The 15,234-nt window shown below is 59.7% G+C and carries 15 protein-coding genes and 1 pseudogene; 9 read left to right on the top strand and 7 right to left on the bottom strand.

All coding sequences use genetic code 11. The features are described from left to right. Positions 1–21 precede the first annotated feature (21 nt). The 3 genes from pntA to KHQ28_RS11305 all read left to right on the top strand — a co-directional run bounded on the left by pntA (position 22) and on the right by KHQ28_RS11305 (position 3,287). Positions 22–1,551: a Re/Si-specific NAD(P)(+) transhydrogenase subunit alpha gene (gene pntA / locus KHQ28_RS11315; protein WP_032419024.1), complete on the top strand. Its 1,530-nt coding sequence runs from the start codon at positions 22–24 to the stop codon at positions 1,549–1,551. Positions 1,552–1,561: 10 nt separating this feature from the next. Beyond that, on the top strand, positions 1,562–2,950 hold the full coding sequence (pntB, locus tag KHQ28_RS11310; protein ID WP_032439951.1) for a Re/Si-specific NAD(P)(+) transhydrogenase subunit beta: 1,389 nt from the start codon (positions 1,562–1,564) through the stop codon (positions 2,948–2,950). Positions 2,951–3,098: 148 nt separating this feature from the next. Next, positions 3,099–3,287, top strand: a complete 189-nt coding sequence (locus KHQ28_RS11305; RefSeq protein WP_004887037.1) for a YdiH family protein — start codon at positions 3,099–3,101, stop codon at positions 3,285–3,287. A gap of 108 nt (positions 3,288–3,395) precedes the next feature. Here the strand turns inward: KHQ28_RS11305 and uspE are convergent, their stop codons facing one another. The 3 genes from uspE to ogt all read right to left on the bottom strand — a co-directional run bounded on the left by uspE (position 3,396) and on the right by ogt (position 5,947). Beyond that, complete coding sequence (gene uspE, locus KHQ28_RS11300) at positions 3,396–4,346, bottom strand: universal stress protein UspE (RefSeq protein WP_002903391.1); 951 nt, start codon at positions 4,344–4,346, stop codon at positions 3,396–3,398. A gap of 138 nt (positions 4,347–4,484) precedes the next feature. Beyond that, entirely contained in the window at positions 4,485–5,237 is a 753-nt protein-coding gene (gene fnr / locus KHQ28_RS11295) for a fumarate/nitrate reduction transcriptional regulator Fnr (protein ID WP_002903394.1), read from the bottom strand. A 194-nt stretch (positions 5,238–5,431) separates the two neighbouring features. Continuing rightward, the gene (ogt, locus tag KHQ28_RS11290; RefSeq protein WP_002903396.1) at positions 5,432–5,947 is read right to left on the bottom strand and encodes a methylated-DNA--[protein]-cysteine S-methyltransferase; all 516 of its coding nucleotides are present in this window, start codon (positions 5,945–5,947) and stop codon (positions 5,432–5,434) included. A gap of 292 nt (positions 5,948–6,239) precedes the next feature. Between ogt and KHQ28_RS11285 the strand changes: the two genes are divergently transcribed. Further along, complete coding sequence (locus KHQ28_RS11285) at positions 6,240–6,398, top strand: hypothetical protein (protein ID WP_002903398.1); 159 nt, start codon at positions 6,240–6,242, stop codon at positions 6,396–6,398. A gap of 32 nt (positions 6,399–6,430) precedes the next feature. Here KHQ28_RS11285 and abgT read toward each other — a convergent pair whose 3' ends face one another. The 3 genes from abgT to KHQ28_RS11270 all read right to left on the bottom strand — a co-directional run bounded on the left by abgT (position 6,431) and on the right by KHQ28_RS11270 (position 10,836). Next, entirely contained in the window at positions 6,431–7,957 is a 1,527-nt protein-coding gene (gene abgT / locus KHQ28_RS11280) for a p-aminobenzoyl-glutamate transporter (RefSeq protein WP_032419022.1), read from the bottom strand. A gap of 123 nt (positions 7,958–8,080) precedes the next feature. After that, a complete protein-coding gene (locus tag KHQ28_RS11275; RefSeq protein ID WP_032419021.1) occupies positions 8,081–9,526 on the bottom strand; it encodes a M20 family metallopeptidase in 1,446 nt (481 codons plus the stop codon). Then, a complete protein-coding gene (locus KHQ28_RS11270; RefSeq protein WP_032419020.1) occupies positions 9,526–10,836 on the bottom strand; it encodes a M20 family metallo-hydrolase in 1,311 nt (436 codons plus the stop codon). Before KHQ28_RS11270 ends, KHQ28_RS11275 begins: the two co-directional genes overlap by 1 nt. A 166-nt stretch (positions 10,837–11,002) precedes the next feature. Between KHQ28_RS11270 and KHQ28_RS11265 the strand changes: the two genes are divergently transcribed. Together KHQ28_RS11265 and smrA are read left to right on the top strand one after the other, a co-directional pair. Then, a complete protein-coding gene (locus KHQ28_RS11265) occupies positions 11,003–11,911 on the top strand; it encodes a LysR family transcriptional regulator (protein ID WP_004148273.1) in 909 nt (302 codons plus the stop codon). 101 nt (positions 11,912–12,012) lie between these two features. After that, positions 12,013–12,576, top strand: coding sequence for a DNA endonuclease SmrA (smrA, locus tag KHQ28_RS11260; RefSeq protein WP_032419019.1), 564 nt, complete (start codon positions 12,013–12,015; stop codon positions 12,574–12,576). Here the strand turns inward: smrA and KHQ28_RS11255 are convergent. After that, positions 12,573–13,379: an IclR family transcriptional regulator C-terminal domain-containing protein gene (locus KHQ28_RS11255; protein WP_032419018.1), complete on the bottom strand. Its 807-nt coding sequence runs from the start codon at positions 13,377–13,379 to the stop codon at positions 12,573–12,575. The genes smrA and KHQ28_RS11255 overlap by 4 nt on opposite strands. Positions 13,380–13,548: 169 nt before the next feature. Between KHQ28_RS11255 and KHQ28_RS11250 the strand changes: the two genes are divergently transcribed. The 3 genes and pseudogenes from KHQ28_RS11250 to KHQ28_RS11240 form a co-directional block, all read left to right on the top strand. Then, on the top strand, positions 13,549–14,235 hold the full coding sequence (locus tag KHQ28_RS11250) for a 3-oxoacid CoA-transferase subunit A (RefSeq protein WP_002903522.1): 687 nt from the start codon (positions 13,549–13,551) through the stop codon (positions 14,233–14,235). 10 nt (positions 14,236–14,245) lie between these two features. After that, positions 14,246–14,902 carry a 3-oxoacid CoA-transferase subunit B gene (locus tag KHQ28_RS11245; RefSeq protein WP_004176317.1) on the top strand — a complete coding sequence of 219 codons (657 nt, stop codon included), beginning with the start codon at positions 14,246–14,248 and terminating at the stop codon, positions 14,900–14,902. Between the two features lie 10 nt (positions 14,903–14,912). After that, positions 14,913–15,234, top strand: a pseudogene (locus KHQ28_RS11240) (3-oxoadipyl-CoA thiolase); the annotation flags it as partial.

The following is a 15,234-nucleotide window of genomic DNA, read 5'->3' as shown; positions in this document are numbered from 1 at the left end:
AAACCGATGGAAGGGAAAACTATGCGTATTGGTGTACCACAAGAAAGGCTAGCCCAGGAGACCCGGGCCGCCGCCACGCCGAAGACCGTTGAGCAATTGCTCAAACTCGGCTTTAGCGTCGCGGTAGAAAGCGGCGCCGGGAAGCTGGCCAGCTTTGAGGATGAGGCCTTTGCCGAGGCAGGAGCTGAAATCGTGACCGGCGACGAGGTATGGCAGTCTGATGTCATCCTTAAGGTCAATGCTCCGAATGACGATGAAATTGCCCTGCTGAATCCGGGGACCACGCTGATTAGTTTTATCTGGCCGGCGCAAAACCCGCAGCTGATGGAAAAACTGGCGGCCCGTAATATCAACGTAATGGCGATGGATTCCGTGCCGCGTATTTCCCGCGCCCAGTCGCTGGATGCGCTCAGCTCAATGGCCAACATCGCCGGGTACCGCGCTATCGTTGAAGCGGCGCATGAATTTGGTCGATTCTTTACCGGGCAGATTACGGCGGCAGGCAAGGTTCCGCCCGCCAAGGTGATGGTCATTGGCGCCGGGGTAGCCGGTCTGGCGGCGATTGGCGCCGCCAACAGCCTGGGCGCTATTGTTCGCGCCTTCGATACCCGTCCGGAAGTGAAGGAGCAGGTGCAGAGTATGGGCGCCGAGTTCCTCGAGCTGGACTTTAAAGAGGAAGCGGGCAGCGGCGATGGCTACGCCAAGGTGATGTCTGAGGCCTTTATTAAGGCTGAAATGGCGCTGTTCGCCGCGCAGGCGAAAGAGGTCGATATCATTGTCACCACGGCGTTAATCCCGGGCAAACCGGCGCCGAAGCTGATCACCCGCGAAATGGTCGACTCCATGAAATCGGGCAGCGTGGTGGTCGATCTGGCCTCGCAAAACGGCGGCAACTGTGAGTACACCGTACCGGGCGAAGTGGTGACCACCGCCAACGGCGTGAAAATCATCGGTTACACCGATCTTCCTGGCCGTCTGCCGACCCAGTCATCCCAGCTCTACGGCACCAACCTGGTGAACCTGCTGAAGCTGCTGTGCAAAGAGAAAGACGGCAATATCGTTATCGATTTCGATGACGTGGTAGTGCGCGGTGTGACCGTTGTTCGCGAAGGTGAAATCACCTGGCCGGCGCCGCCGATTCAGGTCTCCGCTCAGCCGCAGGCCGCGGCGAAAAAAGTGGAAGCGCCGAAAGAAGCGGTGAAACCGGCGTCGCCGTGGCGCAAATATGCGCTGATGGCGCTGGCGATTATTCTCTTCGGCTGGCTGGCCAACGTGGCGCCAAAAGAGTTCCTCGGCCATTTCACCGTCTTCGCGCTGGCCTGCGTGGTGGGTTACTACGTGGTGTGGAACGTCTCCCATGCGCTGCATACGCCGCTGATGTCGGTGACCAATGCCATTTCGGGCATTATCGTGGTTGGCGCGTTGTTGCAGATAGGCCACGGCGGCTGGGTCAGCTTCCTGAGCTTTATCGCGGTGCTGATCGCCAGCATTAATATTTTCGGTGGTTTTACCGTGACTCAGCGCATGCTGAAAATGTTTCGCAAAGGATAAGGGGTAGCACATGTCTGGTGGATTAGTAACGGCTGCATACATTGTTGCTGCAATCCTGTTTATTTTCAGCCTGGCGGGCCTGTCGAAACACGAAACGTCGCAGCAGGGCAACTATTTCGGCATCGCCGGGATGGCCATCGCCCTGATCGCTACCATCCTGGGGCCGGACGCCGGCAACGTCGGCTGGATTATTCTTGCGATGGTGATCGGCGGGGCGATCGGTATTCGTCTGGCGAAGAAGGTCGAGATGACCGAAATGCCGGAGCTGGTGGCTATCCTGCACAGCTTCGTGGGTCTGGCAGCGGTGCTGGTGGGGTTCAACAGCTACCTGCAGCATGAAACCGGTATGGAGCAAATTCTGGTCAATATTCATTTGACCGAAGTGTTCCTCGGGATCTTCATCGGCGCGGTGACCTTCACCGGTTCGGTGGTGGCGTTTGGTAAACTGCGCGGCAAAATTTCCTCCAGGCCGCTGATGCTGCCCAATCGCCATAAGCTGAACCTGGCGGCGCTGGTGGTTTCCTTCATCCTGATGGTGATTTTTGTTCGTTCTGACAGCATCGGCACCCAGGTCCTGTGCCTGCTGGTGATGACCGCGATCGCGCTGGCCTTTGGCTGGCACCTGGTGGCCTCTATCGGCGGTGCGGACATGCCGGTGGTGGTCTCGATGCTCAACTCCTACTCGGGCTGGGCGGCAGCGGCGGCGGGCTTTATGCTGAGTAATGACCTGCTGATCGTCACCGGCGCGCTGGTGGGCTCTTCCGGCGCCATCCTCTCTTACATTATGTGTAAGGCGATGAACCGCTCCTTTATCAGCGTGATCGCCGGGGGCTTCGGCACCGATGGTTCCTCAAGCGGCGGCGATGAAGAAGTGGGCGAGCATCGCGAGATTAGTGCCGAAGAGACGGCGGAGATGCTGAAAAACTCGCACTCGGTGATCATCACCCCGGGCTACGGTATGGCGGTGGCTCAGGCGCAGTATCCGGTAGCAGAAATTACCGAGAAGCTGCGGGCGCGGGGTATCAAAGTACGCTTTGGTATTCATCCGGTGGCCGGGCGCCTCCCGGGGCATATGAACGTCCTGCTGGCGGAAGCCAAAGTGCCTTACGACATCGTGCTGGAGATGGATGAGATCAACGACGATTTCAGCGACACCGACACCGTGCTGGTGATCGGCGCCAACGATACCGTCAACCCGGCGGCGCAGGACGATCCGAAGAGCCCGATCGCCGGCATGCCGGTGCTCGAGGTGTGGAAAGCGCAGAATGTGGTGGTCTTTAAGCGTTCAATGAACACCGGTTACGCCGGCGTACAGAACCCGCTGTTCTTTAAAGAGAACACTCATATGCTGTTTGGCGATGCTAAAGCCAGCGTCGATGCGATCCTGAAAGCGCTGTAATGTAACATAATTGTTTTACAACGTTTGTTTATAAGCCGTCTCCTGTGAGACGGCTTTTTTATATGCAGGGGGATGCCTGGAATTGTTCATAAAATAAGCGGCAAGAGGTGATATAATGTTCCGGTTCTTACATCAGACAGAGGATATTATGGATACCGAGTTAACCCCAACGCAGATGGCCATCGAATTCTTACGCCGCGACACTACCGTCATGACCCCAGCGCAGTATCTGAAAAAACTTAAACTGCTGGAGCTGGAGTTTGCTGACCTGATGGCGCTCTCCTCGCTGGAGCTGAAAGAAGAGATCGATCTGGCCTGGCGTCTGGGTATCCACTAAGCCATTCTCGCTGGACAGCGACAGGGGCCGTCAGCGGCCCTTTTTTGTGCCTGGCTGGCAGCAAGCAAAAAAATCCCCCGCGAGGCGGGGGAAGATGAGTGGTAGCGGTTAATCGTCGTCGTCGTCGTCCAGTTCCACCGGCGTCTGGTAGGCCTCCGGTTTCAGCACCAGCAGGTCACAGCGCAGGTGGTCGACAACCTGTTCCGCGGTATTGCCGAGGAACGCCGCCGACAGGCCGGTACGTCCGACCGTTCCCAGCACCACGATCCCCGCCTGCAGATGCTCGGCGAGGTCCGGGATCACCTCTTCAGGCAGTCCTTTTTCGACGTGGGTGAATTTTTCATCGATGCCAAACTTCTGCCGCAGCGCTTTCATCGCCAGCAGATGCTGGCCGCGGATCGCGTCGTTGTAGACGCTGGGATCAAAATCCGGCAGTTCTATCGCGATATTGATCGGCGTCACCGGGTAGGCACCGATCAGGTGCACTTCAGTGTGGTTGACTTCTTCCGCCAGCGACAGCGTCTCGCGAACCAGCTTCTCGTTAAGGGTGTTGTGATAATTCTCTTCGCTGGCGAGATTGACGGCGACCAGCGCTTTGCCGCCTTCCGGCCACGGCTGGTCTTTGACCATCCACACCGGGCAAGGGCATTTACGCAGCAGATGCCAGTCCGTCGGGGTAAAGATCACCGCCTCCAGTTTGTCGTGCTGGTGGGCCATCTTCAGCAGCAGATCGTGTTTCTCACTGACCACCTCCTGAATAATCGCTTCGAAGGGGCGGTTGTGCCACACCACTTTCACGTCAATCGGCACGCCCGATTCCAGGTAGAATTTCGCCTGCTCGCGGATCCAGGCCGTTCGTTGGGCAATGACGCCCTGGCGCATTGCCGTCCGCTCGTCCGGCGACAGCAGGGTGGTCATTTCATAGGAAAAATCATAGATCGGCAAAAAGGCTTTGATGCGTCCACCAATCCGTTGGTGCAGGTACACCGCTCGCCTTAGCGCCGGCTGGTCGTCCTGGTTAGGATCGATTACTACCAGCATGCTCTGATACTTCGCCATACAGGGTCTCCTTACAACTGCAGCGACCGTCAGTTATTAAAAAGATAACCTATATGGATGAATTGAAACAGGGGAGGAGCCTGGTCAGATCAACAAATCTGAAAAAATTGCCGATCGTGACCAGGTATTGCGCAGAGATTAAGCGACGTTGCGCGCCTGCCCGGCCAGCTGGGCCAGCAGATCGCTGTTTTCAATAGTGATATATTTGCCTTTCACCGCCAGCATGCCGCTTTTCTGAAAACGGCCCAGCAGACGGCTGATGGTTTCGACGGTGAGGCCGAGATAGTTGCCAATATCGCCGCGGGTCATGGTCAGCCGGAACTCACGTGGTGAGAAGCCGCGCTGGGCGAAACGACGAGAAAGGTTATAGATAAACGCGGCCAGGCGCTCTTCGGCATTCTTTTTGGAAAGCAACAGGATCATATCCTGGTCGCCTTTAATCTCACCGCTCATCAGGCGCATCATCTGCTGACGCAGATTGGGCATTTTTCCGGAAAGATCGTCAAGGGTTTCGAAGGGGATCTCGCAGACCATTGAGGTTTCCAGCGCCTGCGCAAAGCTCGGGTGCAGACCGGTGCCGATGGCGTCAAAGCCCACCAGGTCGCCCGCCAGATGGAAGCCAGTGATCTGCTCATCACCTTGCTCGGTGATGGTATAGCTTTTGATGGTCCCGGAGCGAATAGCGTACAACGACTTCAGCTCATCACCGGCTTTGAACAAGGTTTGACCTTTCTGGATAGGCTTTTTCCGCTCGATAATATTATCCAGCTGATCAAGCTCATGCTCGTTCAGAGTAAAGGGGATGCAGAGCTGGCTAATGCTGCAATCCTGACAATGGATTGCACAACCGCCAGACTGAATGCGTCGAATAATTCGCTTCTCAGGGATCATATGTCTGCTCAGGCCTTAATTGATATTGGTCAATTTTAACATCTTTTTGATCAGCAGGTAAGTCTTCAGGCCCGGAAACACGTAATATCAGCAGGGTAAATCAAATTGCTTGTGTATCTATTTGATTAAAAACAGATTATTACGCCACTTTTGATTGTAAAATTACCTGAAAATTCCAGAAAAGGCATTTTCAGTCAAAGCAACAGATAGCCCTCGTGACGCAAAAGCCACTCTTTACGCTGTACGCCGCCGGCATAGCCGGTCATGGTGCCGTTGCGCCCGATGACCCGATGGCAGGGCACCACGATACTCACCGGATTGGCGCCATTGGCGGCGCCCACCGCGCGCGCGGCGCCGGGACGACCAAGCGCCTCGGCCAGTTGGCCGTAGTGCATCACCTGGCCACAGGGGATTTCGCGTAACGCCTGCCAGACCTGGCGCTGAAAAGGGGTGCCGGCGGTGGCGGTAGGCAGAGTCTCGATAATGGCTAAATCGCCGGCAAAATAGTCGCTCAGCTTACTGCTGAGACCGCCGGGATTGCGGCAGTCGACGCGCTGATAGCCTTCCCGGCGATAGTGTACCTCGAGCAGCGTTTCCATCCGATCGCGGTGCTCGTCCCACTCGACGGCGCGCAAATTAAACTGTTCGTCGCAAAGCACCCACAACGGCCCCAGCGGGGTATCCATTTTATCCTGCAGCAAGGTCAACATCGTTTCTGTCATCCACCATCGTACATGAGAGGCACACGATACCACGCGCTGACGGCAGTCAACTATACTCCCAAAAGGTAAAACCGCATCGCCAGATAGCACGGCGTGCTATCCGCCGTGGAGGTATTCTGCGATCGCCACGATGATTTATTTTTGGATCGATCCTGGCGGGTTACCGGACAGGGTTTTTGCTACTTTTAAGCTGACGACGTCGGTCCTCCGCGCCGCTGTGCGCGCTCGGGAAAGTGCTACCGCGTCGGCGCGGCGCGGTTAATAACTCAGAGGTGGAGCTATGCAATATATACTGACTGGCGTAATCGTACTGATCTTCAGCGGTCTGGTTATTCATGGTATGTCGCTGTTGCTTGAGCGAGGGTATCGCGCGCTTTTCGGCATATTCGCCGGAGCCGGGGAAGCGACCCGTAAGTTCAAAGTGAAGATATCGCGTTAAGCTAAGGCGGCCGTCCCTGGCGCATCGGTGGGTTAAGACAGCCGCGGATAGATGCCAGGGCCGATCGGCAGTCCCACCAGATACCAGCCCACCAGCAACAGCAGCCAGACGGCGAGAAAAATCAGCGGGTAAGTGAGCACCAGCGAGTAGTAGGTGCCGAGGCGGGCATCCGGCCGGTAGCGCTGTAGAAAGCCGAGAAACAACGGCACAAACGGTGACACCGGCGCCAGCGGCAGCACCGATGAATCAGCGATACGAAACAGGATCTGCGCAAACGCCGGGTGAAAGCCCAACAGCATAAACATTGGCACGAAGATCGGCGCCAGAATCGACCAGATGGCCGAGCCGCTGGCGATAAACATACACAGAAAAGCCGACAGCAGCGCAAGGCCGACAAACGCCGGAACACCGTTCATGCCTGAACTCTCCAGCAGATCCGTCAGCCCGACGGCCATAAACTTGCCCATGTTGCTCCAGTTGAACATCGCCACGAACTGCGCCAGCGGGAAGACCATCACGATAAACCCGGCCATCTCTTTCATCGGCTCAATCATCAACTGCGGCAGGTCGGCCTGGCGGCGAATTTTGCCGGTGGCGATGCCGTATGCCAGCGACACGACAAAGAAGAAAAAGATAATTAGCGGCACGATGCCTTTGATAAACGGCGAGGGCATGACCGTATGCTGAACCGGATCGCGAAGAATACCGTTTTCGGGGACCACCATCAGGGCGATGACCGCCACGAATACCAGCGTCGCCACGCCGGCGATGCGCAGGCCGAACCGCTCCCCGGGCGTCAGCGTCTGCAGCTTTTCATCACGACTGCCTTGCCACTGGCCCAGCCGCGGCTCGACCAGCTTATCGGTGATCAGTCCGCCGACGAGCGTCAGAACGATCACCGAGGTCGCCATAAAGTACCAGTTGTCGATCACGCTGACGTGCAAAGAGGCATCGATGGACTTTGCCGCCTCGGTGCTGATCCCGGAGAGCAGCACGTCGGTGGTGACAATCAGTAGATTGGCGGTAAAGCCGCAGCCCACGCCGGCTATCGCCGCCAGCAGACCAGCGACAGGATGCCGACCGACGGCAAGAAACATCAGCGCCCCCAGCGGCGGCATAATCACCAGCGCCGCATCGGAAGAGATATGGCTGAAAAAGGCGATAAACAGCACCATATAGCTGGCATAGCGGGCGCTGACGTGCGAGGCCATCTTGACCATCAACGCCGGTAACAGGCCCACCCGCTCGGCAAAGCCGGCGCCCAGCACCAGGGCGAGGATCGCCCCCAGCGGCGCGAAACCGCTGAAGTTTTTAATCACGTTCGGCAAAAACCAGTGCAATCCTTCCACGCTGAGCAGGTTTTTGACCACCACCCGCGAACCGTCAGTTGGGTTTTGTACCCCAACGTTGAGGGCGGAGAGGATTGCCGTGGCAGCGATCAGCACGGCGATGAGATAGATAAACAGCAAAAACGGGTGCGGGACCTTGTTACCGATCTTCTCTACCCAGCCATAGCGCTTTCCGCCGGGGGAAGATGACGGTATGGATGACATACTCATGGGCATTCCTCTGTTGTCGTTGTTGTGTTGGGCAGGCCTGCTCCCGTACTGCCGGCGGTTATTATGGTCGGTGCGTGCCGCGATGCCGGTCAGCGTTGGCCAGGAGTAGCCTGTCTTAAGTGGTTATCGTAAAACGGACGGACTCACCTCCGCCGGGATCGGGCAACGATAGGGGCGTTCGGCCAGTACCTGCCTGAGCTCTTGCTGGCTGGCCGCCAGCAGGGCGCTGTCGCTGAATAAACGGATGGCGGTCGCCGCGAGGACTTTCCCCGCCAGCAACATCCCTTTATGGGCAATGGAGGTTCTGCCCTGGCTCACCAGCTGCCAGCTGTGCAGCGGGGTACCCACCGCGAAGCACGGGCTGAAGCACTGGGCCACCGGCGCTTTCCAGCTAACATCGCCGACGTCGGTGGATCCGGCGAGGACGTTATCCGTGGCCGCCCAGGGCGCCACCTCATCAATCAGCAAGGTGTCGCGGTGGCGACGAGCGAACGTTTTGCCTTCCTCGCCACTGGTGCCGGCAATATTGTTCAGGCTGTTGTTAATATCGTTGGCGCTGAGGGTGGCGCGGATCGCCGCGGCAAAAGCGCGTTCCTCGTCGCTCCAGGCGGGGGTACCGTAATGACAGACCGCCTGATACATCGCCGCCTCAAGCGTGCGGTTGGGTAGATAGCTGGAGCAGGCTTTTTCAAAGCGGCAGCTGACCTGGGTCTCGGTCATCAGCGCGGCCCCCTGGGCAATCTTCTCTATGCGGGCGAAGATTTGCTCAGCGTCGGCCATCTCCGGCGCGCGGATCAAATACAGCACTTCCGCCTGCGCCTGCACCACGTTGGGCGAGACGCCGCCGGTATCGGTAATGGCGTAATGGACGCGCGCCTTCTCGATGATATGTTCATTGAGGAAATTGCTGCCGGTGGTCATCAGGGTGACGGCATCCAGCGCGCTCCGGCCCAGGTGCGGCGAATTAGCGGCGTGGGCCGCGGTGCCGGTAAATCGCCATGCCGCCTGAATGTTGGCGAGGGTGCGGGTGCTGAACATCCCGGCCCAGGCTTCCGGATGCCAGGTCAGCGCCGCATCGACATCATCAAACAACCCTTCGCGCACCATAAAGGTTTTTCCCGAACCGCCTTCCTCGCCGGGACAACCGTAGAAGCGCAGAGTGCCGCTGTCGCCGTGCTGCTGCAGCCAGCCTTTGGCGGCGACCGCCGCGGCGAATGCCGCGGTGCCGAGCAGATTGTGCCCACAGCCGTGGCCGTTGGCTCCCGGTGTCAAGGGCGTCGGTTCCGCGCTGTGGGCCTGCTGGCTGAGTCCCGCCAGGGCGTCAAATTCGCCGAGCAGGGCAATGACCGGTTGGCCCTCACCGACGCTGGCGATAAAGGCATTCGGGATCCCGCCGGCATCGCGGGTGAGCTGAAAACCTTCCGCCTCCAGGGCGTCGGCCAGCCGTTGGGCTGACCAGAACTCCTCAAAGCGGGTCTCCGGGTGGTCCCAGATGTCGTCGGCGATGGCGCAGTAAGTGTCGCGTTGTGCCTCAACCACCTCGTCCACAAACTGAAAAATGGATTCCATCACCCCCCCCGCTGCCAGGGAAAGTTAAGCGCGACGCGCGCCAGGGTTTCGACCGCTACCGCCATCACGCTCTCGTCGAAGTCAAACTTTTCGTTGTGGTGACCGGCGCTGAGTTCAGTGCCGAAAATCATGTACGAGGCGAGGCCGCCGCGCGCCTGGACCCGGGCCATCATCAGGGTGGCGTCTTCCGAGCCCGCCGGGGCGGCGATGCGATCCACCGCCTGTTGCACGCCGGGCACCCGGGCGGCCTGTTCGCGCAGATAGTCCACCCACGCCGGCGACGGTGCGCTGGCGGTCGCCGCGCCCATCATGCGCAGTTCGTAGCGGGCTTCGTACATCGCCGCAGCCCCGGCGACGACGTGCTGCGCTCGCTCGAACACGTACTGATTAATGGCTTCGCTTTCGCCGCGGGTTTCCACTTTTAACAGCGCGGAAGAGGGCACCACGTTGCGCCCGGTACCGGCCTGCATCACCCCGACATTGACCCGCGAGGCGCCGGCGCTGTGCGGCGGGATGGCGTGCAGGCCAAGGGCGGCCTGGGCGGCGGCCAGCAGAGCGTTGCGTCCGTCCTCGGGCTTGCCGCCGGCGTGGGCGGCCACGCCGCTGAACTGCACGTCGAATTTGGTGGTGGCCATAAAGTTGTCTCCACCGCAGACGACGGTACCTGCCGGCACGCCGGTCCCGATATGGATCGCCGTGAAATAATCCACGTCATCAACCACGCCGGCGGCCACCATAGCGCGGGCGCCGCGGGTACCCTCTTCAGCAGGCTGGAAAATCAGTTTAATGACGCCATTGAGCTGGGCGGCATACTGCTTGAGCACATGCGCCAGCCCCAGCCCGATGGCGGTATGGCCGTCATGGCCGCAGGCGTGCATCATGCCGGCGTTGCAGGAGGCGAAATGATCGCGATGGGGGCGGTGGCTGTCGTCATGCTGTTCGTTGAGCTCGAGGGCATCCATATCGACGCGAAAGGCCAGGGTTGGTCCGGGCCGCCCGGTGTCGAGCGTGGCCACCACGCCGGCGAAACCGCCTTCAAACGCCGGCAGCCAGCGCTCCGGCGCGCCCTGTTCGCGGGCGCGTTCGAAAGCCTGGGCCAGGGTCTCCTCGTCCGGCAGCCCCATCCGGCTGTCGGCATCGATGACGTCGCGGCCTAGCGCCAGCTGATAGCCTAGCCCGTCAAGAATATCCGCGACCATACTGGCGGTGCGAAACTCCAGCCAGCCGGATTCAGCGTGCAGGTGAAAATCACGGCGCCATTGGGTCATGGAGGGCGCCAGCTGGCGGAGGTATTCATCAAGTTGCGGCATAGCTTATCCTGTCATAAGTAAAAAATGTGACGGCGTTCACGATGTGATAGCTTTTGTTTATCACTGACGCGCTACAGGCCTTAACACCCTTAACCTGCCACAGCCTGATGGATTACAGTAGATGTCATTTTCTTCTGTCTGATAAGCAACGGTTATCACTAAAAGCATGGCATTTCAGATTAAATTTCATCAAATTCGCGCCTTCGTCGAAGTAGCCCGGGAAGGCAGTATCCGTGGCGCCAGCCGGGCGCTGGCGGTCTCGCAGCCGGCGCTGACCAAAGCGATTAAAGAGCTGGAGGAGGGGCTTTCCGCCCAGCTGTTCGTCCGCCGCAGCCAGGGGGTGGCGTTAACCGACAATGGCGAAAGTTTTTATCAACATGCGAGCCTGATCCTTGAGGAGCTGCGGGCGGCGCAGGATGAACTGCTGCAGCGCCAGGGGGAACAGGCCGGGCAAATTAATATTGGCCTTGGCGCCAGCGTCGCCCGGTCGCTGATGCCGTCGGTGATCTGCCGCTTTCATCAGCAGCATCCGCAGGTGAAGGTACGGATCATGGAGGGTCAACTGCTGGCGATGATTAATGAGCTGCGCCAGGGGGAGCTGGATTTCACCATTAATACCTATTACCCCGGGCCGTACGACCATGAGTTCAGCTTTGAGAAACTGTTTGAGAAACCGTTCGCGGTGTTCGCCCGCGCGGGCCATCCGGCGGCGCAGGCCACCTCGCTGGGGGAGTTGATGGATCACCACTGGACCATGCCGACGCCGCGCGGCAGCTACTTCAAGCAGCTGCAGGAGCGCTTCGAACAGCTGGGACGGGAGCCAAAGGTGGGGATCGTCTGCGAAACGTTCTCATCCTGCATCAGCCTGGTGGTGAAAAGTGATTTTCTCAGCATCCTGCCGGTGGAGCTGGGCAACGACCCGCTGATGGCCGACAAACTGGTGATGATCCCCATCCGTGAAGTGTTACCCACCGCCACCTATTATCTGATCCAGCGGCGCGATACCCGGCAAACGCCGCTCACGGCGTCGTTAATCACCCTGTTCCGCCGCCAGAGCCGACAATTGTTTCCTTAATCGTCCGTCGCGCTCACTTTGCCAGCGAACGCGGCTAAACGCGTTGAGAGGGGAGCGCGAGGCGGCTATAGTAGCTGGCGACAGCCGCTGGAGGAGAGCCCATGAACCTTGATGACAAATCCCTGTTTCTTGACGCCATGGAAGATGTCCAGCCTCTGAAACGTAATAATGACGTGCACTGGCATCCCGGGCGTAACAGCCGGGCCCCGCAACGCGTCGATACCCTGCAGCTGGATAATTTTCTCACCACCGGCTATCTCGATATCGTGCCGCTCGCCACGCCGCTGGAGTTTAAGCGAGAAGGGCTGCAGAGCGGCGTGCTGGATAAGCTGCGGCGGGGGAAATACAGCCAGCAGGCGAGCCTCTCCCTGCTGCGCCAGCCGGTGGAACAGTGCCGGCAGATGCTCTTCGCCTTTCTGGTGCAGGCGCAGAAAGAGGGGTTACGCAATGTGCTGATCGTTCACGGCAAAGGCCGCGACGACCAGTCCCACGCCAATATTATCCGCAGCTATCTGGCGCGCTGGCTGGAAGAGCTGCCGGAGGTGCAGGCCTTCTGCGCCGCGCTTCCGCATCATGGCGGCAGCGGCGCCTGCTATGTTGCGCTGCGTAAATCGGCGCAGGCGAAGCAGGAGACCTGGGAGCAGCACGCCAAGCGCAGTCGTTAGCGCAGAAGCAGCGTCAGCTCGCGGGCGGCTTTTTGCAGCTCCGGCAGCACGCGCTCGATCATCTCGCGGGCCGTCATCTGGCCCGCATGCACCCCGACGTTGAGCGCCGCCTGAACCTGCCCCTGAGCGTTAAACAGCGGGACCGCGAGGGAGCGCAGCCCCATCTCCAGCTCCTGATCGTTGAGGGCATACCCCTGCTGACGCACCCGTTTCAGTTCGGCGCGCAGCTTCGCCACCGAATCCACCGTCTGTGGGGTATAGCGGATCATGGTCACCCGGCCCAGCATATCGTTGAGCTTCTCCTCCGGCTGATGGCTCAGCAGCACCCGGCCCATCGAGGTCGCCCACGCCGGAAGGCGACTGCCGATATCCAGGTCGATGGTCATAATCCGCGAGCTGGAGGCGCGGGCGATATACAGGATATCGTCGCCGTCGAGGGTGGCGATGGAGCAGGACTCATTGAGCATTTCGCTCAGATGCCGCAGCACCGGCTGCGCCGAACGCGCCAGCGGCGTCGAGGCCAGCCAGGCGTGGCCCAGCGCCAGGATCCGCGGCCGCAGCTGGAAATTCTTACCGTCTTCGGCATACACGAACCCCAGCTTGCTCAGGGTATACAGGCAGCGGCGCACCGCGGCGCGCGGGATGCCGGTCTTCTGACTGATCTGTGAGATAGACAGCAGGGGCCGCTGCGGCGTGAACGCCTGAATCACCTCCAGACCCCGCGCCAGGGAGGCCATAAAGTTAGGATCGCCTTTAAACGGATCGCCGTCGCCGGTCAGTAAATCGTCTGGATGCTTGTCCATTTCTGTTCCCCATATTTGCCATCGATCACATTCTTTCGCTAAAGATAACCGATGTTCGATTATCGCACCATATTTCGATTATCGCCCTTGACCGACATCGTTAAGCGGGTCACATTTTGTGCGAACAACGAATAAAAGTGCGATTACCGCACATCACTGGAGCGACCTGATGATTGATAAAAGCGTATCGACGCTGAGCGAGGCCATCGCCGGGATCCACGATGGGGCGACTATTATGATCGGCGGCTTTGGCCCCGCCGGCCAGCCGACCTTTCTGATTGACGCCCTGATTGACCAGGGCGCTCGCGACCTGACCATCATAAATAACAACGCCGGCAACGGGGAAGTGGGTCTCGCCGCGCTGCTCAAGGCGGGCCGGGTGCGCAAAATGATCTGCTCCTTCCCACGCCAGGTGGATTCGCAGATTTTCGATGATCTCTACCGTCGCGGCAAAGTGGAGCTGGAGCTGGTGCCGCAGGGCAACCTCGCGGCGCGGATCCAGGCGGCCGGCGCCGGGCTGGGGGCAGTGTTTACCCCCACCGGCTACGGCACGCCGCTGGCGGAAGGCAAGGAGACACGGGAAATCGACGGTCGCCACTACGTGCTGGAGTACCCGATCAAAGCCGATTTCGCGCTGATTAAAGCCCACCAGGGCGACCGCTGGGGCAACCTGGTCTATCGCAAGGCGGCGCGCAACTTTGGCCCGATCATGGCGACAGCGGCGAAAACCACCATCGTAGAGGTCTCGCAGCTGGTGGCGCTGGGCGACCTCGACCCGGAAAACATCATCACCCCCGGCATTTTCGTCCAGCGCGTCTTCTCGCTGGAAAACCTGACTGCCGCACAACGCGCCTGAGGAGCCCGACATGCAAAAACTGACCCGTGACGAAATGGCCCAGCGCGTGGCCCGCGATATTCCCGAAGGCGCTTACGTCAACCTCGGTATCGGCCTGCCGACCCGCATCGCCAATTACCTGCCCGCTGACAAAGAGGTGTTCCTGCACAGCGAAAACGGCCTGCTGGGGATGGGGCCGAAACCGCAGCCCGGGGAAGAAGATCCCGAGCTGATCAATGCCGGTAAAGAGTATGTCACCCTCCTGCAGGGGGGCTGCTATTTCCACCACGGCGACTCCTTCGCCATGATGCGCGGCGGCCATCTCGATATCTGCGTGCTGGGGGCCTATCAGGTTTCCGCCAGCGGCGACCTCGCCAACTGGAGCACCGGTGCGCCGGATGCGATCCCGGCCGTTGGCGGGGCGATGGATCTGGCCATCGGCGCCCGCCAGGTGTTTGTGATGATGGACCACCTGACCCGTGACGGCGAGTGCAAGCTGGTGGCGCAGTGCAGCTACCCGCTGACCGGCGTCGGCTGCGTCAGCCGGATCTATACCGACCTGGCGGTGATCGACATCACCGACCGCGGCCCGGTGGTGCGGGAAATCTTTAACGGCCTCTCTTTTGAAGAGCTGCAGCGCATCACTCCGGTGCCACTGACCTTTCAACAACTGGCGGAAAGCGCGTAAGGAACCTATGATGAATCAGGCATTTATCTGTGATGCGGTGCGTACACCCTTTGGCCGTTTCGGCGGTGCCCTGGCGACGATGCGCGCTGACGACCTGGCGGCGCTGCCGCTGAAAGCGCTGCTGGCGCGGAACCCGGGACTGGATCCCTCGCGCATTGACGATGTGATCTTTGGCTGCGCCAACCAGGCCGGGGAAGATAACCGCAACGTGGCGCGAATGGCGCTGCTGCTGGCCGGCCTGCCGGAGAGCGTGCCCGGGAGCACCATCAACCGCCTGTGCGGTTCCAGCCTTGACGCGATCGGCGTCGCGGCGCGGGCGATTAAAAGCGGGG

The sequence above is a fragment of the Klebsiella sp. 28 genome (assembly GCF_018223905.1).
Lineage (GTDB): Bacteria > Pseudomonadota > Gammaproteobacteria > Enterobacterales > Enterobacteriaceae > Klebsiella > Klebsiella pneumoniae.
This window is presented reverse-complemented; position numbering and strand designations above follow the sequence as displayed.